Origin of the sequence: Streptomyces sp. NPDC058239, assembly GCF_042882185.1 — a bacterium.
Classification (GTDB): domain Bacteria; phylum Actinomycetota; class Actinomycetes; order Streptomycetales; family Streptomycetaceae; genus Streptomyces.
This window is the reverse complement of record NZ_JBHVWS010000080.1, coordinates 1-17295: the sequence shown is the minus strand read 5'-3', so window position 1 is coordinate 17295 and position 17295 is coordinate 1. Positions and strand designations below refer to the sequence as shown.

Sequence of the window (17295 nt, the reverse complement as noted above, 5' to 3'; positions counted from 1 at the left end):
TCAGGCCCGCGAGAGGCTGCCCGCGCCCCGGCGGCGTATCCGCGCATCATCCCGCTGCGTGGTCCGCGCCGCCCGCCGGGCTCTGCGCCGCTCGCGGCGCAACTGCCGCGCCGAACTGCTCGGTACGGACACCACGCCGTTGCGCTGGTTCCAGACCTGCCGGGTGACCCAGACGTCCAGCACCGACCAGGTCGTGACCACCGTGCTGCCCACACTGCTCAGCACCATCGGAAAGGCAAGCCAGGACCCCGCCAGCGTGCACAGGAACGCCACCATGGCCTGGATGATCGTCAGCGACATGATGAGCACGGCACGCACGGCAGCCTTACGGACCGGGTCCGGCATCCGCCGCCTTGTCGCAGGCTCTTCCACCCAGAGCTGCCGGTGCTGCTGGGGCGGGATCTTCGCCCCGCCGGTCGCCGCCGAGACCGCCGTCGCAGCCGGTGCCGACGACACCGGACTCCGACGCTCTTCCGTATCCAAGGACTCTCAACTCCCCACCGCTGTCCGACTTCAGGGTTGTTGCCCGGCATGCGCCGTTTCTACGCGAGCGGACCGGACTGTCCTGCCCCGAGCGCTCCCCGTGTTCCCCCTGACCCGTACAGAGAGACGAGTGACCAGCTGTGAAGATTCCCTCGATCCGTCACCGAACGAAGAATTCCAGCCAACCGCCCTGCCGAGCAGTGTGCTGCTCTGACAGGTCTCTTCTGCCGCTCTCGTGAATTTCATTGCCCGGAATACCGGGACAACTCATGATCGACGCCGGGGAGTGCGGCTGAAAATCGTCCGGACATCCCTTCGAGTTGTCTCTCTGTCGGTAGTAGGCTCGCGCCGTTTGTTGACGGAACACGACCACCGCCCCGTGGGGCCGGGCTGGAGGAGGCCATGCGCTTTCGCGGAAAGTCCATCCGCAGGAAGATCGTGGCGTTGCTGCTGGTGCCGCTCGTCTCCCTCACCGGGCTCTGGGGTTTCGCCACCTTCCTGACGGGGCGCGAGGCCGGCCACCTGTTGAGTGCGAGCACCATCGTGGAGAAGGTCGGTCATCCTCTGGAGGACACCGTCCGTGCCATTCAGGACGAGCGCCGTCAGACCCTTGTCTTCCTTGCCGACCCCAGGGCGTCCAACGCTCTGCCCCTGCTGGAGCGCCAACGAGCAGCCACCGACCGTGTCGTGGCGGATGTCAGGGACAGCGCACGGCAGAAGGACATCCGCGATGCATTGCGGCCCGAGGACGAGTCACAGCTGAACGCGGTCCTCGGCACGGTCGAGGGCCTTGGTGCACTCCGCGATTCGGTCGAGAAACGCACCATCGACCGCCTCAAGGCGATGGAGTTCTACGACCGTCTCATAGACCCCTGCTACCGCTTTCTGACCGGCCTCCGAACGATGGAGAACGTGTCGATGGACAAGCAGGTCCGCGCGCTCGTGGGCATCTCACGCGCCCGTGAAATGCTCTCCCGCGAAGACGCTCTGGTCGCCTCGTCACTCATCGCCGGACGGCTCACCGCTTCCGAACTGCGCCAGATCTCCGACCTCGTCGCCAATCGCAAGCTGCTCTACGAGACAAATGGCGAGATGCTTCCCTCGTCGGAGCGCCAACGCGTGGAGCAGTACTGGGCGAGCCCGGACAGCGAGGCGCTGAGGACCGCGGAGAACACCCTCATCAGAGGCGGTCCCACCCAGGACCCGCGAGCGGTCGACGCCGAGCGCTGGCAGGAGGTGGCTCCGCCGGTCCTGGACCGGCTGGCCAACGACTCCACCGAGATGAACAACCGTTTCCAGGACCGCGGCAAGCCCGCCGGCTACAGCGTCCTGATCAAGGCCGGGGTCGCGGGTGTCCTCGGATTCCTCGCCCTGCTCGCCTCGGTGTTCGTCTCCGTACGCATCGGCCGCGAGCTCATCCGCGACCTCTCCCGGCTCCGCAAGGACGCCCATGAGGTCTCCGGCGTACGGCTGCCGAGCGTGATGCGCCGGCTGGCCGCGGGTGAACAGGTCGATGTCGAGACCGAAGCACCGCACCTCCAGTACGAACGGGACGAGATCGGCCAGGTCGGCCAGGCCCTCAACACCCTGCAACGGGCCGCCGTCGAAGCCGCGGTCAAGCAGGCGGACATGCGCCGCGGGGTCTCCGAGGTCTTCGTCAATCTCGCCCGCCGCAACCAGGTCCTGTTGCACCGGCAGTTGACGCTCCTCGACACCATGGAGCGCCGCACCGAGAACACCGATGAACTCGCGGACCTCTTCCGCCTCGACCACCTGACCACCCGCATGCGGCGCCATGCCGAGGGCCTGGTGATCCTCTCCGGTGCCGCACCGTCCCGTCAGTGGCGCAAGCCGATCCAGCTGATGGACGTGGTACGGGCAGCGGTCGCCGAGGTCGAGGACTACGAGCGGATCGAGGTCCGCCGACTGCCCCGCATCGGTGTCGGCGGCCCCGCCGTCGCCGACCTCACCCATCTGATCGCCGAACTCCTGGAGAACGCCACCGTGTTCTCGCCGCCGCACACCGCGGTCCAGGTGCACGGCGAACGCGTCGCCAACGGTTTCACGCTCGAAATCCACGACCGCGGTCTAGGCATGGCTCCCGACGTCCTCCTCGACGCCAACCTGAGACTCGCCGAGACCCCCGAGTTCGAACTCTCCGACACCGACCGGCTCGGTCTCTTCGTGGTCAGCCGCCTCGCTCAGCGGCAGAACGTCCGTGTCTCGCTGCAGACCTCTCCGTACGGCGGCACGACCGCCGTCGTCTTCATCCCGGCGGCGCTGCTCACCGACGCCCCGGAGACGCACGGCACCGGCTTCCGCCTCGACCGCCGGTCCGAGAAGGCGATCGGCAGCGGCGGAAGGGCAGCCGGCCAAGGACCGGGCAGCGACAAGGGCCGCAGGGACGGCGTGCCGGACCGCCGCGCCGCCGGCAGGCCCTCCGGCCTCGCCCCCGTCCCCACCGGCCTCGTGGACCCGGCCCTCCTGGACGGGCCCGTCGAGCTGGAGGGGCCCGTCGGAGTGCTGGGCTTCGAGAGCGACCCCGTACTCGATCCGCTGATCGACCCTCTGCTGGGCGGTGCTTCCGACATCGACGACACCGAGAGTGAACGCGGCGGCATCTTCCGCGCTCGCGACCCCCGGCGCGCCGGTGACCGCGAACAGCACGAGCAGGCGTCCGACCAGGCAGGGGAGTCCGCGGCCGATGTGCGGGCGATGCGCCCCGGCGGCCCGGTGCCGCTGCCCCGCCGCAAACCGCCGACCCTGGTCGCCGACAACGGACGCCGGGTCGACGAGGCGGGCCGCACCCACCCCACAACCGCCGAGCACGACTCCTCACCCGGTCCGGCCGAAACCGGCAGTCCCACCACAGACGCCGGGATCAGGCCGTCGGCCGCCGTCCCGTGGCCCTCTGCCGTCGGCACCGGCAGACCCGCGGAGCCGCGGCATCCCACCGAACCCCGGCAGCCCACCGGCTTCCGGAAACCCGCCGAGCCGGCCACACCTCCTGAGCCCGCGCCTCCGACAGCGCCGAGCGCGGCCCGGGAGACCGTGGGTGGTCTGCCCCGGCGCATCCGGCAGGCCAGCCTCGCCCCGCAGCTTCGCGAAGTCTCCGGCGGCCGCGATGCGGAGCCGGCCGTGACGGAACCGTCTCAGGACATCGAGCGCGATGCGGACGAGGTACGCAGCCGCATGGCTTCGCTCCAACGCGGCTGGCAGCGCGGCCGTCGGCAGAACGCCGAGGACGTGACCGGTCCCGGCGAAACAGTACAAGGAACCACTCCGGGAGGGGACGGTCGATGACCGCACCGAACGCCGCAGCACCCGATGCCGCACGCCAGGGCTCAGGCCAGCTCAACTGGCTGCTCGACGAACTCGTGGACCGCGTCGCCAGCATCCACAAGGCGCTGGTGCTCTCCAGCGACGGCCTCGCCACCGGCACGTCCAAGGACCTGACCCGCGAGGACAGCGAACATCTGGCGGCCGTCGCCTCCGGATTCCACAGCCTCGCCAAGGGCGTGGGACGCCACTTCGACGCGGGCCGGGTCCGCCAGACCGTCGTCGAACTCGACGAGGCGTTCCTCTTCGTCACGGCGGCCGGTGACGGCAGCTGTCTCGCCGTGCTGGCCGACGCCGACTCCGACGTCGGCCAGGTGGCGTACGAGATGACGCTGATGGTCAAGCGCGTCGGCGCCCACCTGGCCAACGCCCCCCGGACGACCGGTCTGACCGCCGGGGGGTGAGTGGACGGCATGAGTGCTGACTCCTCCAGATCTCCGGCAACGCCCACGGACCCGCAGGCATCGCGCTGGTACGACGCCGAAGCGGGCCCCGTGGTCCGTCCGTACGCGATGACCCGGGGCCGTACCAGCAGTGCCTCCCGTCATCGGCTCGACCTGATCGCGATCGTCGTCCCGGAACCCGCGGCCGACGATCCCGGCCGGGACCAGACGCTCTCCCCGGAACATGTGGAGATCGTCGAACTCTGCAGTGACATGCCCCAGTCGATCGCCGAACTCGCGGCCGGCCTGGATCTCCCCGTCGGGGTGGTCCGGGTGCTGGTCGGTGATCTCGTCGAGGACGAGCTGGTGCACGTAACCCGTCCCGTTCCGCCGGCTGAGCTGCCGGACGTGAACATTCTTCGCGAGGTGATCAATGGCCTTCGGGCGCTCTAGCCGCAACAGGCGGCCCGTTGAGCCCGTTACCCTGAAAATCCTGGTGGCGGGCGGCTTCGGAGTGGGCAAGACGACTCTGGTCGGCGCGGTCAGCGAGATCAGGCCGCTGCGTACGGAGGAGAGACTCAGCGAGGCGGGCCGTCCCGTGGACGACCTGGCGGGCGTGGAGTCGAAGACCACCACCACCGTGGCCATGGACTTCGGCCGGATCACACTCCGCGAGGACCTGGTGCTGTACCTCTTCGGCACCCCGGGGCAGGACCGTTTCTGGTTCCTGTGGGACGAACTTGCCCAGGGTGCGCTGGGAGCGGTCGTGCTCGCAGACACCCGGCGGCTGGAGGACTGCTTCGCGGCGGTCGACTACTTCGAGCGCCGCGCCATTCCGTTCGCCGTCGCTGTCAACTGTTTCGAGGGAGCCGACAAGTTCCCCACTGAGACGGTGCAGGCGGCGCTGGACCTCGACCCGGAGGTACCGGTGCTCATGTGCGACGCACGCGACCGCTCCTCCGCACGGGACATACTGGTGGCGGTCGTCGAGCACGCTGTGGCCCGCGCGGAGCGTCCCCGCGAGCCCGCATCGACGTAGGCCCATCGGCCTGCGCAGCGCCAAGAACGCGGCCCGCACCCCCGCCGACCGGGGTACGGGCCGCGCGTTGCTGCCTGACTGGGCAAGGATTTTTCACCCTGAGTGATGGGGCGTCAAGGCTGTTGACAGCAAGTGCTGTTCACGACAGGTGCCGTACAGAACCTCGCGCACTGCAAACCGGCCGACAAAGCGCTCAGCGGACCGCGACGACTGCGGAGCCATGGCCGAACAGGCCTTGATTCGCCGTGATCCCGACCCGCGCGCCCGGAACCTGCCGCCGGCCCGCAGTGCCGCGCAGCTGCCAGGTCAGCTCGCAGACCTGGGCGATGGCCTGCGCGGGCACGGCCTCCCCGAAGGAGGCGAGTCCGCCGCTCGGATTGACCGGGATGCGGCCACCGAGCGCCGTCGCCCTCTCACGTACGAGCTTGGCGCCCTCACCCGCACCGCACAACCCGATGTCCTCGTACCACTCCAGCTCAAGAGCGGTCGACAGGTCGTACACCTCGGCCAGGGACAGATCCTCGGGCCCGATGCCCGCCTCCTCGTACGCCGCCCGGGCGATCGAGGCGCGGAAGCTCTCCGAGGCCGGCTCCACGGCGATCGCCGAATCGGTCGCGATGTCCGGAAGGTCGAGTACGGCCTTCGGGTAGGTCGGCGTCACGGTGGAGACGGCGCGGATGCGGACCGGATCCGCGGCCCCGTGACGCCGGGCGAACTCCATGCTGGACAGCACGAGTGCCGCAGCGCCGTCGGACGTCGCGCAGATGTCCAGCAGCCGCAGCGGATCGGCGACCACGGGGGAGGCGGCGACCTGCTCGGCGGTCACGGGCGTGCGGTAGCGGGCGTTACGGTTCAGCGCGCCGGCCGCCGCGTTCTTCACCTTGACCAGCGCGAAGTCTTCCGGGGAGTCTCCATGCACGGCCATGCGCCGGCGGGCGTACAGCGCGAAGTAGGCGGGGTTCGTTGCGCCGAGCACCCGGAAGCGCAGCCAGTCGGGGTCGTCCGGCCGGTCGCCGCCCGCCGGGGCGAAGAACCCCTTGGGCGCGGCGTCCGCACCCACCACGAGCACCACCTCCGCCAGGCCGGCGAGGATCTGTGCCCTGGCAGTGTTGATCGCCTGGGCACCCGACGCACATGCCGCGTACACGCTGGCGACCCTCGCCCCCTGCCAGCCGAGTGCCTGCGCGAATGTCGCACCGGCCACATAGCCCGGGTAGCCGCCGCGCACGGTGTCCGCGCCGACCACCGACTGCACGTCCTGCCAGCCGATCCCCGCGTCACCGAGCGCCGCCCGGGCCGCCACCGTGCCGTACTCGACGAAGCTGCGCCCCCACTTGCCCCACGGATGCATCCCGGCGCCGAGGACGGCCACCTCCCCGGTCATGCCGCACCGCCCCCGGCCCCGCCGGTGCCCTCGGACGGCACCGGCCGCCAGTGCCAGGTCGTCCGCACAGGGGCCGAATCGGTCCCTGCGGCTGCGCCCCCGCTCAGCACGCCCGGCACCACCTCGACGGTCATCCCGACCGCCAGATCCGCGACGCCCACCCCCGGCGCGGCCTGTCCGAGGATCACCATGCGCTCGGCCGCCAGCTCGACGGCCACCAGCGTGTACGGCTCCCAGGGCACGTCGGGGTCGGAGAGGTAGGGGGCGGGCGGCCGGTAGCGGCCGTCCGTATACGACCAGACCGTGCCGCGCCGGGAGAGCGGCACCTCGGCCAGCTCGCCGCCCGCGCACTGCGGATTGCGGCAGAAGACGTCCTGACGCGGGAAGAAGACCGACGAGCAGGCGGAACAGCGGGTGCCCAGCAGTCGGAAGTCCTGGTCGGTGCTGTCTTCGGTGAACCATCCGGCCACCACTGGCGTGTGCGTCTGTGGCAAAACCCCTCCCCGGCATGAGTTCTGACGGAACGTCAGAAGTGTGCCACGGTCAGCGGTTGTCGGCGAGCCACTTGGCGGCGGTCTCTGCCAGCTCCCGGTCGCGGCCCGCCAGCATCATCCGGATCATCTGTACATCGCCACGCAGTGACCAGGCGGGATGCCCGAAGGTGGCCGGATTGTTCTTCTCGATCAGGAAATGCGCGGGCCAGGCGGTCCCGTACCCGATCAGCGGCAGTGCGGCCGCGTACCTCTTGCGCCCCCTTGCCAGTCCGTACGCGGTGACCGCGAGACCGGTGAGGGTGCCCGTCAGATGGACCCAGCGGGTGGCGGCCCTGGAGTGCATCGCAACGTAGTAGGGCCAGAACTCTTCGTATGAATCGAACGTCTGTTGTGACATACGGGCACCGTAGTGGCTTGAGCGGCAACCGGAAACGGCCGATCCGCGTCCGAGAAGAAGAACGGGCGGCCGGAACCCACGGGGGTGGTCCCGGCCGCCCTTTCCCCGCGCGCGTCAGTGCCCCGCGACGGACCTCCTGGCCACCGGGAAGTCGAAGTAGGTGTCCGGGAACAGCTCGGGTTTGAAGGTGTAGTGCCACCATTCCTCGGCCAGATTCACAAAGCCGGCGTCGGTGAGTGTCTTCTTCAGGAACTGCCGATTGGCGCGCTGAGTTCCCTGGACGCGTGGGTCATCGGTGTGCGAGAGCGTGTCGAAGCAGTCGAATCCCGTGCCCATGTCCACGGAACTGTCCGGGAAGCGGTCGGCCTCGGGCGCATAACAGGGCACCGGTTTCTGACCCGGCAGGTACGGTCCGGTCGGCGCGGCGGGCAGCTTCACCAGCGTCAGGTCCACCGTGCTGCCGCGGCTGTGCCCGGACTTCTCCGCGATGTAACCGTCGGCGAACAGCCGGGTCTTGTCGACCCGGGGGTAGAACTCGCCCTTCATGGTCTCGTCGTCGAGATCCTTCGCCCACCGTACGAAGTGGTCGACCGCCCGCTGCGGCCGATAGCAGTCGTACACCTTCAGCGAGTAGCCCTGCTTGAGCAGCCGGGTCTGCACGTGGTGCAGGGCACTGGCCGCCGGCCGGGTCAGGATGCAGAGCGGCTGGCGGTAGCCGTCCACCGGTACGCCCATGAAGTTGTGTGCGGTGGGGTAGCGCATCTCCTGGATGATCGTCGGATCCACCGAACGCAGCGCGACGAACTCCGCGGGGGCCTTCGGGTCGGGCTTCGCCTGCGCCACGGGGGCGGCGGCGGTGACGGCGAGCAGGGTGGCGGCAGTGGCTGCCAGGACACGGAAAGCGGAAGCAAGACCTGTCATGGGCACATAATTCAACAGGGTGGGGGAGGCCGGCGGGCGATCGGATACAGTCCGCGCGTGTCTGCGCCCATGAGCAACCCCGACAAGCCGGTCAAGGACTCCCACTGCGCCACCTGCGGAGCGCCGTACGCCGCCTCGGTGCCCGTCACAGCCTGGCCCCGCACCTGCACCGTCTGCGGCGACACCGCCTACCGCAACCCGCTGCCGGTCGCAGTGGCCCTGCTGCCCGTCACCGACGGAGACGGCACCGGACTCGTCGTCATCACCCGCACCATCCCGCCCCACCGCGGCGGTCTCGCCCTCCCCGGCGGCTTCATCGACCACGACGAGGACTGGAAACACGCAGTCGTACGTGAACTCCACGAGGAGACCGGCATCGAGGCCGACGAACAGGACGTCCGCCTCGCCGATGTCCTCAGCGCCCCGGACGGCCACCTGCTCCTCTTCGGCCTGCTTCCGGAACGCCCCGCGGGCGGCCTCCCGCCCTCCGGTCCGACCGACGAGACCTCCGGCTTCCAACTGCTCCGCACACCCACCGAGCTCGCCTTCCCCCTGCACACCCGGGCCGCCCGCACGTGGTTCGAAGGCGGCCACCACTGACCGGCCGGACTCGACGGCCCCTCCGCACACCGTGACCCGAGCTACAACCCCCGCACACGCACCGGCTGGTTCAACGGCCCCTCCCCGCCCTCCCGCTCCACCCGGACCTTCCCGTCCACCAGCCGCGACGTATACCGCTCGACCTCCGCCCGCTCCCAGCCGTCACCCGCATCCCGGACCACCAGACCGCCCCCACTGCGCCCTGCGGCCGGAGCCCACACCTCCAGTTCCACACCCCCGTCCGCACCCCGCACCGGCAGCACCGATCCCGCCCGCGCCAACACCGGCACCCGCGACAACGGCGCATCGAGCAAGACCTGCCCCGGCCCCTCGTACACCTCACCCGTCGCCGTGTCGTACCAACGCCCCCGCGGCAACCGCACGGCCCGGCGATCCGCGCCACGCTCCAGCACCGGCGCCACCAGCAAGGCGTCACCCAGCAAGAACGCGTCCTCGCACTCCCGCAATGCCCGCTCCGCGGGTGCACCCCACCAGAGCGGTCGCACATACGGCGCACCGGTCAGCCGGGCCAACTGCGCCAGCGTCACGAAGTACGGGTGAAGCCGCTCCCGCTCCTCCAGCGAGGCCCGCGCATGCTCAAGCACCTGCGGTCCGAACTCCCACGGCTCCCGCCGTCCCGCGTCGATCGCCGCATGGGTACGGAACAACGGCAGATACGCCCCCAGCTGGAACCACCGCAGATACAACTCCGGCGACGGCGAGCCGTCGAACCCGCCCACATCCGGCCCCGAATACGGAACCCCGCACAGACCCAGTCCCAGCACCAGCGCCAGCGAGGCCCGCAGTCCCGGCCAGCCGGTCTCCACATCACCGGACCAGGTGCCCCCGTAACGCTGCATCCCCGCCCAACCGGAACGCGAGAACAGAAAAGGACGCGTCTGCGGCCGCAGCCGGCGAAGCCCTTCGTACCCGGCGCGCGCCATAGCCAGCCCGTACACATTGTGGGCCTCGCGGTGATCACCTCCGCGGCCCTCCAGCGAGTGCCGTGCCGACCGCGGCAGCGTCGGATCCCCGAACGCCGCGAACGACACCGGCTCGTTCATGTCGTGCCACACACCGGAGAACCCCTGCGCGAGCCGCTCCTCGTACAGACCGCCCCACCACTCCCGCACCTGCGGATCGGTGAAGTCCGGATACACGCACTCACCCGGCCACACCTCTCCGCGCACCGCCCGCCCCCGCGCATCCCGGACGAACGCCCCGCCGCTCCCGACCGCCCTGCCCGAGTCGAACACCGCATCTCCCGGCTCCGCCTTCACCGCGGGATCGACGATCGACACCAGCCGCACCCCGTCCTCCCGCAACTCCTTCGCCAGCCCCGGCAGATCGGGAAAACGCTCACGGTCGACGGTGAACACCCGATGCGCGTCGTAGTGGTCGATGTCCAGATGCAGTACCGACAAGGGCAGCCCCCGTTCCCGGTACCCGGCAACGATCCGCCGCACCTCCCGCTCGCTCCCGAACCCCCAACGGGCATGCTGCGGACCCAACGCCCAGGACGGCGGCAGCGCGGGCGCACCCGTGAGCGCCGTCCAGCCCTGCAGCACCCGGGCCGGCGTACCGGCCATCACCCAGCAGCGAAGCGGCCCCCCGTCCATCCGTACCTCACACATCCCCGGACGGTCATGACCGGACCCGGCACCCTCCTCGCCCTCGCGCAACGTCACCCGCCCCGGCCAGGTGTTGTCGTGGAACACCAGATGCGTCCCCGCATCGGAGACCACCATCTGCACCGGCATCGTCAGATAGAGCGGATCGTCATCCGGCCCGAAGCGCCCACCCGGATCGGTGTTCCACAGCTCGTACGCACCGTCCCGCAGCCGCGGCCCAGACGCCCGACCGCCGAGCCCGAAGAACCGGGCGTCCGCCGGCACCTCGGAACGCTGCACCCACCGAGCGGCACCACCTGCCACCGGCTCCCACCAGCGCGGCGGCAACTCGCGCCGGAGCACCACCCCGCCAGGAGTACGCAGTTCCACGGCCCCGTGCCGCGACACCGCAACGGTCAGCCGCTCCGAAACCACCTGCCAGCCGCCGTCCTTGTCCGGTTCCAGCTCGGCCCGCGGATCCGCCTCGGGCTCCGCACCGGCCAGTGCGTACGACGGCAACGGCTCCGCGCCGTCCCAGCCCCAGAACACCGCACCGCCCACCGCCACCCGGACCCGCAACTCCGAACGCGCGAACCGCACCACACCCCCGCCCGGACCCGGATCCGCCCCCACCACAAGTCCCGGCACTCTCGCCCGCTCCGCACCGCGTCGCGGCAGCGCCCGCGCATCCGCATTCCGACGCCGCAAGGAGGAGCGCACCGCGCGCAGTCCCTGCACCGAACCGACCATCTTCACCGAGCGCACCAGGTCACGACCGTTCATGCAGTTCACCCTGCCACCCGACAGGGCGGGAGCGGGCTCCGTTCAACTTCCGTTCACCCGTGGCCGGACCACATATCCGGACACGCGACCATGGGCGGCGAACCCTGGTGCGAAAGACGATCACATGGCATCGTCCGTAAAAGCCGCCTCACGCGCACACCCCAGCACGTGTGCGCGCGACCCACGCCCATCCCGCGTACCCGTACAGCCAGGGAGCCGCCCCATGACCGCAGCAGCCAACGAAGCCCCCCTCTGGCAGCCCGGCCCCGACCGCATCGCGGCCGCGGCCGTCACCCGCTTCCAGAGCTGGGCGGCCGAGCGGTACGGAGCACCGGCCGACGGCGGCTATCCGGCCCTGCACCGCTGGTCGGTCGATGAGCTCGATACGTTCTGGCAGGCCGTCGCAGACTGGTTCGACGTACGGTTCTCCACCCCTTACGAGTCCGTCATCGGCGACCGCACCATGCCCGGCGCCCAATGGTTCCCCGGCGCCACCCTCAACTACGCCGAACACGCCCTGCGCACTGCGGAGGACCCCCTGCGGGCAGACGCCCCCGCCCTGCTCCACGTCGACGAGACCCACACCCAGGTCCCCGTCTCGTGGTCCGAACTCCGCCGCCGGGTCGGATCGCTCGCCGCCGAGCTCCGTGCCCTCGGCGTCGAACCGGGTGACCGTGTCAGCGCCTACCTTCCCAACGTCCCCCAGGCAGTCGTCGCCTTCCTCGCCACCGCGGCCGTCGGCGGCGTCTGGACATCCTGTGCCCCCGACTTCGGCGCCCGCAGCGTCCTCGACCGCTTCCAGCAGGTCGAACCCGTCGTCCTCTTCGCCGTCGACGGCTACCGCTACGGCGGCAAGGAACACGACCGCGCCGACACGGTCGCGGAGCTTCGCCGCGAACTCCCCACCCTGCGCGCCGTCGTCCACATCCCGCTGCTGGGCACCGAGGCCCCGGAAGGCGCCCTCGAATGGTCCGCCCTCACATCCGCGGACACCGAGCCCGTCTTCGAACAGGTCCCCTTCGACCATCCGCTGTGGGTGCTCTACTCCTCCGGCACGACGGGACTCCCCAAGGCGATCGTCCAGTCCCAGGGCGGCATCCTGCTGGAACACTTCAAGCAGATCGGCCTGCACTGCGACCTCGGCCCGGACGACCGGTTCTTCTGGTACACCTCCACCGGCTGGATGATGTGGAACTTCCTCGTCTCCGGCCTGCTCACCGGGACCACACTCGTGCTGTACGACGGAAGCCCGGGTTATCCGGACGTCAGCGCCCAGTGGCGCGTCGCCGAACAGACCGGAGCGACCCTCTTCGGTACCTCCGCCGCCTATGTCATGGCCTGCCGCAAGGCCGGCATCCACCCGGGCCGCGACTTCGACCTCTCCCGCATCCAGTGCGTCGCCACCACCGGCTCCCCGCTCCCGCCCGACGGTTTCCGCTGGCTCCACGACGAAGTCGCCGACGATCTCTGGATCGCCTCCGTCAGCGGCGGCACGGACGTCTGCAGCTGCTTCGCCGGCGCGGTCCCCACCCTCCCCGTGCACATCGGCGAACTCCAGGCCCCGTGCCTCGGCACGGACCTCCAGTCCTGGGACCCCGCAGGCAAGCCGCTCATCGGTGAAGTCGGCGAACTCGTCGTCACCGCACCCCTGCCCTCCATGCCGATCCGCTTCTGGAACGACCCCGACGGCAGCCGCTATCACGACAGCTACTTCGACATGTACCCCGGTGTGTGGCGCCACGGCGACTGGATCACCATCACCGAACGCGGCTCGGTTGTCATCCACGGCCGCTCCGACTCCACCCTCAACCGCCAGGGTGTACGGATGGGATCCGCCGACATCTACGAAGCCGTCGAGAGGCTCCCCGAGATCCGCGAGTCCCTCGTCATCGGCATCGAGGAGCCCGACGGCGGGTACTGGATGCCGCTCTTCGTCCACCTCGCCGACGGGGCCGCGCTCGACGACGACCTGCGCAACAGCATCAAGCAGACCATCCGCGAGAACCTGTCCCCGCGCCATGTCCCGGACGAGGTCATCGAGGTCCCAGGCATTCCGCACACCCTGACCGGCAAGCGCATCGAGGTTCCGGTCAAACGCCTGCTGCAAGGCACGGCTCTGGCCAAGGCGGTCAATCCCGGCTCGATCGACAACCTCGAACTCCTCCGCTTCTACGAGGACCTCGCCCGCAAGCGTGCCTGACCGTCCGCATTGTCAGTGCCCCTGATTACTCTGAGTGAGCAATGATCGACAGCGCACTGGGGGAGTCATGGCGCACACCAGGAACACCAAGCGCGGCACGACCGCCGGGTACAGCCGCTCCGGCACATCCATGCGACGTACGCTGCGCCGCGAAGCACCCAGCACCATCGGCCTCCTGGCCGACGAGCAGGACTTCGCGGCGATGCAGCGCTACCGCACCTTCACGTTCGACGACCACACCGTCTATCTGCAGCAGGTCGAGGGCCTGCTCAAAGCCTTCGCGGCACAGGGCATGCACGCCACGGTCGCTCTCTTCGACCCGGAGGAGTACGCGGAGTTCTGCACCGAGTCGGGAATCGCTCCAGACGCTCCCGCCAGCCGCAGCCGCTTCACCGCCGAGATCGCCTCAGCCGGGGCCACCGTCGCGTACGCCGGGCAGCCCATCGACACCCTGATCCCGCTCCTGGTCAGCCGAGCCGTCCGCCAGGCCACCTGGGAGTACGCCACGATGACCCTGGCCGGCCTCGGAGACTGCGCGGACTGCGGCCAGGACATCGGCCGCGCCGCCTTCGACCGGGCCTCCCACCTGCTGCTGCGCATGCTGGAGACGGCGGGCCCGGGCACCCACCACCTCGTCTGCAGCACACCCACAGAGAACGAGCACCTGCTCGCCGTCCTGCACACCGAGCGTGACACCGCGGGACCCGCCCGCCTCGAAACAGCGGAAGGAGCCGAGTTCGTCACGGTGCTCGCCGTCGGTATCGCCCTCGAAAAGCCCGGGGGAGTCGTACTCCGTACGAGCAACCCCGGCACCCAGGACCGGCTCCACGGCTGGCGGCTGGCCCGCGGCAGCCTGGTCCCGCTCACCGCCGGTGAGGTCTTCAGCGCCTACTGCACCGACGCCGACACCGGCGAACCGCTCGCCCCGGAGTCACATGTGGAGTACTGCGCGGGCTTCGACCTGGGCACGGACGAACCGGAATCACACCACTGACAAAACGCAGGGGCTCCCCGCCACCATCGGCAGGGAGCCCCTTCACCACAGACGCCGCAGGGCTACTCGCCCGACAGCACCGCCTGAGCCGCTACCCGTGCCTCTTCGGCGGAGTCCGCCGCCCGCGCGGCGGAAGCGGCACGCTCGCACTGCGCAAGCGTGTACTTCGCCAGCGTGGCGCGGACATAAGGAATGGACGCGGCCCCCATCGACAACGACGTCACACCCAGCCCCGTCAGGACACAGGCGAGCAGCGGATCGGAGGCGGCTTCGCCACAGACACCACAGCTCTTGCCCTCGGTCCTGGCCGCCTCCGCCGACAGCGCCACGAGGTCGAGCAGCGCAGGCTGCCACGGATCCTGCAGCCGGGACACCGCACCCACCTGACGGTCGGCGGCAAAGGTGTACTGCGCGAGGTCATTGGTGCCCAGCGAGAGGAACTCCACCTCCTGCAGGATCGAACGTGCCCGCAGCGCCGCGGACGGAATCTCCACCATCGCGCCGAACTTCGCCCGCAGCCCTGCCTCACGGCAGGCATCGGCAAAGGCCTTCGCATCCTTACGGTCCGCCACCATCGGAGCCATGACCTCAAGGTGGACAGGCAGACCCTCGGCCGCCTTCGCCAGCGCGGTCAGCTGGGTCCGCAGTACCTCGGGGTGGTCCAGCAGGCTCCGCAGCCCGCGCACACCCAGCGCCGGGTTCGGCTCGTCCGCCGGCGTCAGGAAGTCCAGCGGTTTGTCGGCGCCGGCATCCAGCACCCGCACCACGACACGCCCCTCGGGGAACGCCTCAAGCACTGCCCGGTACGCCGCAACCTGCTTCTCCTCGGACGGCGCCTGCTTGCTGTCGTCCAGGAACAGGAACTCGGTACGGAACAGCCCCACGCCTTCGGCGCCGGCCTCGACCGCCGCCGGCACATCGCCCGGCCCACCGACATTGGCGAGCAACGGGACCTTGTGGCCGTCGGAGGTGGCGCCGGGACCGGTCGAAGCGGACAGTGCGGCCTTGCGCGCCGCAGCGGCGCTCTCCATCTCCGCGCGCTTCTCGGCGCTGGGCTCGACGAAGATCTCACCCGTGCTGCCGTCCACCGCGACAACCGTGCCCTCGGCCAGCTCACCGGCACCTGGGAGCGCCACCACTGCAGGCACACCGAGCGCCCGCGCCAGAATCGCGCTGTGACTGGTCGGCCCGCCCTCCTCGGTCACAAAGCCGAGCACCAGAGCCGGATCGAGCAGCGCCGTGTCGGCGGGCGCGAGGTCCCGTGCGATCAGTACATAGGGCTCGTCGCTGTCCGGCACACCTGGCATCGGCACACCGAGCAGGCGAGCCACGATCCGGTTTCGCACGTCGTCGAGGTCGGCAACCCGACCCGCAAGGTACTCCCCGGCGTTGGCGAGCAGCGCCCGGTAGGCGGCGAACGCATCGTAGACGGCGCGCTCGGCGGTGCTCCCGACGGCAATGCGCCGCTCCACATCGGCCATCAGCTCGGGGTCCTGCGCCATCATGGCCTGGGCCTCGAGCACGTGCTGGGCCTCGCCACCGGCCAGATTGCCGCGCGCAATCAGGTCGGCCGCCACAGCCTCCACAGCCTGGCGAGCGCGCCCCTGTTCGCGCTCGGCCTCCTCGGCCGGAATCTGCTTGGCCGGCGGTTCGAGTACCGCCGTGCCCATATGACGCACCTCGCCGATCGCCACTCCGTGGCTCACACCGACGCCTCGCAGCGTTGTCTCCATTTCACCCGTCCCCGGTTGTGCGGCGGCCCGTGCCTCCGCGGTGGATATCCAGTCGGCTTTCACTGCGGCCGGGTCCGTCACTGCCAGCCGAACAACGTGTCGCCGATCTTCACGTCCCCGTCCTCGCGGACGTCGGAGAGGGAATCAGCGGTGGCCTCCAGCGCGACGATCGGGCACACAGGGGACTTGCCTGCCGCCTCGACGCCCGCAGGATCCCAACGCACGATGCCCTGACCGCGCGTGACCGTGTCTCCCTTGTTCACGAGCAGCTCGAAGCCTTCACCATTGAGCTGAACGGTGTCGATGCCGAGGTGCACGAGAACGCCGCGCCCGTGCTCGTCCACGACGACGAACGCGTGCGGGTGCAGGGAGACAACGATGCCGTCGACCGGCGATACGGCCTCGGACGGCTCGCGTACGGGATCGATGGCGGTTCCAGGACCCACCATCGCGCCGGAGAAGACCGGGTCCGGTACCGCAGCGAGCCCGATGGCACGTCCGGCAAGAGGGGACGTCACAGTGGTCATGGGGAACCTCCCAGGGGTGGAGCTTGAATGGCGCCGTCCCAGCTTGTGGGCGACGGCGTACTGTTCAGCAGCGTAAGTCATGAGAAGTTCCGGTTCCGCCTGAGTCCTGATGGTTCGCGACCTTAGAGGGGCACCGGAAACGATTTGCCTCAACTCCCGGCGCCCTGTACTGTCGTACTCCTGCCTGGCCCCAGCACGACTTCAAGTCGGGGGTCGGCGGCGACTTTTAAGCCCTTACCTTAACTCGGATCGGCACCTGCATGCCTGCAGGAGGTTGGTCAAGGGGAATGAAAAGGCCTGATAGAGTCGGACTCGCCGGAAAGGGAAACGCGAAAGCGAAGAACTGGAAAGCGAAACCCGCTTCGACCGGGAATCGGACACGAAAGAGTCTGATAGAGTCGGAAACGC

The 17295-nt window shown here is 69.8% G+C and carries 15 protein-coding genes; 7 read left to right on the top strand and 8 right to left on the bottom strand.

Annotated elements, in window-relative coordinates:
• The gene (locus ACFVYE_RS43365; protein WP_389608948.1) at positions 1–483 is read right to left on the bottom strand and encodes a hypothetical protein; all 483 of its coding nucleotides are present in this window, start codon (positions 481–483) and stop codon (positions 1–3) included.
• Between the two features lie 402 nt (positions 484–885).
• Here ACFVYE_RS43365 and ACFVYE_RS43360 point away from each other — a divergent pair, with 402 nt between their 5' ends.
• Genes ACFVYE_RS43360 through ACFVYE_RS43345 form a run of 4 tightly spaced genes read left to right on the top strand, consistent with a single transcriptional unit; the run spans position 886 to position 5244 of the window.
• Positions 886–3786, top strand: a complete 2901-nt coding sequence (locus ACFVYE_RS43360; RefSeq protein ID WP_389608946.1) for a nitrate- and nitrite sensing domain-containing protein — start codon at positions 886–888, stop codon at positions 3784–3786.
• Entirely contained in the window at positions 3783–4226 is a 444-nt protein-coding gene (locus tag ACFVYE_RS43355) for a roadblock/LC7 domain-containing protein (RefSeq protein WP_383967217.1), read from the top strand. The genes ACFVYE_RS43360 and ACFVYE_RS43355 overlap by 4 nt, the downstream gene beginning before the upstream one ends.
• A 9-nt stretch (positions 4227–4235) precedes the next feature.
• A complete protein-coding gene (locus ACFVYE_RS43350) occupies positions 4236–4658 on the top strand; it encodes a DUF742 domain-containing protein (protein WP_383967220.1) in 423 nt (140 codons plus the stop codon).
• A complete protein-coding gene (locus tag ACFVYE_RS43345; protein WP_383967223.1) occupies positions 4639–5244 on the top strand; it encodes an ATP/GTP-binding protein in 606 nt (201 codons plus the stop codon). The genes ACFVYE_RS43350 and ACFVYE_RS43345 overlap by 20 nt, the downstream gene beginning before the upstream one ends.
• Positions 5245–5437: 193 nt before the next feature.
• Here ACFVYE_RS43345 and ACFVYE_RS43340 read toward each other — a convergent pair whose 3' ends face one another.
• From ACFVYE_RS43340 to ACFVYE_RS43325, 4 genes are all read right to left on the bottom strand, one after another.
• The gene (locus tag ACFVYE_RS43340; RefSeq protein ID WP_383967225.1) at positions 5438–6628 is read right to left on the bottom strand and encodes a lipid-transfer protein; all 1191 of its coding nucleotides are present in this window, start codon (positions 6626–6628) and stop codon (positions 5438–5440) included.
• Positions 6625–7122 carry a Zn-ribbon domain-containing OB-fold protein gene (locus ACFVYE_RS43335; protein ID WP_383967228.1) on the bottom strand — a complete coding sequence of 166 codons (498 nt, stop codon included), beginning with the start codon at positions 7120–7122 and terminating at the stop codon, positions 6625–6627. The genes ACFVYE_RS43340 and ACFVYE_RS43335 overlap by 4 nt, the downstream gene beginning before the upstream one ends.
• A gap of 49 nt (positions 7123–7171) precedes the next feature.
• Positions 7172–7519: a DUF962 domain-containing protein gene (locus ACFVYE_RS43330; protein ID WP_327276372.1), complete on the bottom strand. Its 348-nt coding sequence runs from the start codon at positions 7517–7519 to the stop codon at positions 7172–7174.
• Positions 7520–7633: 114 nt separating this feature from the next.
• Positions 7634–8440, bottom strand: a complete 807-nt coding sequence (locus ACFVYE_RS43325; RefSeq protein WP_389608943.1) for a M15 family metallopeptidase — start codon at positions 8438–8440, stop codon at positions 7634–7636.
• Positions 8441–8509: 69 nt separating this feature from the next.
• Here ACFVYE_RS43325 and ACFVYE_RS43320 point away from each other — a divergent pair, with 69 nt between their 5' ends.
• Positions 8510–9040, top strand: coding sequence for an NUDIX domain-containing protein (locus ACFVYE_RS43320; RefSeq protein ID WP_383967242.1), 531 nt, complete (start codon positions 8510–8512; stop codon positions 9038–9040).
• A 41-nt stretch (positions 9041–9081) separates the two neighbouring features.
• Here ACFVYE_RS43320 and ACFVYE_RS43315 read toward each other — a convergent pair whose 3' ends face one another.
• Positions 9082–11433: a glycoside hydrolase family 31 protein gene (locus tag ACFVYE_RS43315; RefSeq protein ID WP_389608941.1), complete on the bottom strand. Its 2352-nt coding sequence runs from the start codon at positions 11431–11433 to the stop codon at positions 9082–9084.
• 223 nt (positions 11434–11656) lie between these two features.
• Between ACFVYE_RS43315 and ACFVYE_RS43310 the strand changes: the two genes are divergently transcribed.
• Positions 11657–13633, top strand: coding sequence for an acetoacetate--CoA ligase (locus ACFVYE_RS43310; protein ID WP_383967236.1), 1977 nt, complete (start codon positions 11657–11659; stop codon positions 13631–13633).
• A gap of 67 nt (positions 13634–13700) precedes the next feature.
• Positions 13701–14627, top strand: a complete 927-nt coding sequence (locus ACFVYE_RS43305; RefSeq protein WP_383967237.1) for a hypothetical protein — start codon at positions 13701–13703, stop codon at positions 14625–14627.
• 62 nt (positions 14628–14689) lie between these two features.
• Here ACFVYE_RS43305 and ptsP read toward each other — a convergent pair whose 3' ends face one another.
• Positions 14690–16360 (bottom strand): phosphoenolpyruvate--protein phosphotransferase, encoded by a 1671-nt coding sequence (ptsP, locus tag ACFVYE_RS43300; RefSeq protein ID WP_383967239.1) that lies wholly within the window; start codon positions 16358–16360, stop codon positions 14690–14692.
• A gap of 77 nt (positions 16361–16437) precedes the next feature.
• On the bottom strand, positions 16438–16887 hold the full coding sequence (locus tag ACFVYE_RS43295) for a PTS glucose transporter subunit IIA (protein WP_189281020.1): 450 nt from the start codon (positions 16885–16887) through the stop codon (positions 16438–16440).
• Between the last annotated feature and the right edge of the window lie 408 nt (positions 16888–17295).

Bases quoted from the DNA above. Each gene is read 5' to 3' on its own strand.
- ACFVYE_RS43340 (WP_383967225.1), bottom strand. From the start codon at position 6,628: ATGACCGGGGAGGTGGCCGTCCTCGGCGCCGGGATGCATCCGTGGGGC.
- ACFVYE_RS43355 (WP_383967217.1), top strand. From the start codon at position 3,783: ATGACCGCACCGAACGCCGCAGCACCCGATGCCGCACGCCAGGGCTCA.
- ACFVYE_RS43345 (WP_383967223.1), top strand. From the start codon at position 4,639: ATGGCCTTCGGGCGCTCTAGCCGCAACAGGCGGCCCGTTGAGCCCGTT.
- ACFVYE_RS43320 (WP_383967242.1), top strand. From the start codon at position 8,510: ATGAGCAACCCCGACAAGCCGGTCAAGGACTCCCACTGCGCCACCTGC.
- ACFVYE_RS43350 (WP_383967220.1), top strand. From the start codon at position 4,236: ATGAGTGCTGACTCCTCCAGATCTCCGGCAACGCCCACGGACCCGCAG.
- ACFVYE_RS43310 (WP_383967236.1), top strand. From the start codon at position 11,657: ATGACCGCAGCAGCCAACGAAGCCCCCCTCTGGCAGCCCGGCCCCGAC.
- ACFVYE_RS43325 (WP_389608943.1), bottom strand. From the start codon at position 8,440: ATGACAGGTCTTGCTTCCGCTTTCCGTGTCCTGGCAGCCACTGCCGCC.
- ACFVYE_RS43315 (WP_389608941.1), bottom strand. From the start codon at position 11,433: ATGAACGGTCGTGACCTGGTGCGCTCGGTGAAGATGGTCGGTTCGGTG.
- ACFVYE_RS43305 (WP_383967237.1), top strand. From the start codon at position 13,701: ATGGCGCACACCAGGAACACCAAGCGCGGCACGACCGCCGGGTACAGC.
- ACFVYE_RS43330 (WP_327276372.1), bottom strand. From the start codon at position 7,519: ATGTCACAACAGACGTTCGATTCATACGAAGAGTTCTGGCCCTACTAC.
- ptsP (WP_383967239.1), bottom strand. From the start codon at position 16,360: ATGGAGACAACGCTGCGAGGCGTCGGTGTGAGCCACGGAGTGGCGATC.
- ACFVYE_RS43295 (WP_189281020.1), bottom strand. From the start codon at position 16,887: ATGACCACTGTGACGTCCCCTCTTGCCGGACGTGCCATCGGGCTCGCT.
- ACFVYE_RS43360 (WP_389608946.1), top strand. From the start codon at position 886: ATGCGCTTTCGCGGAAAGTCCATCCGCAGGAAGATCGTGGCGTTGCTG.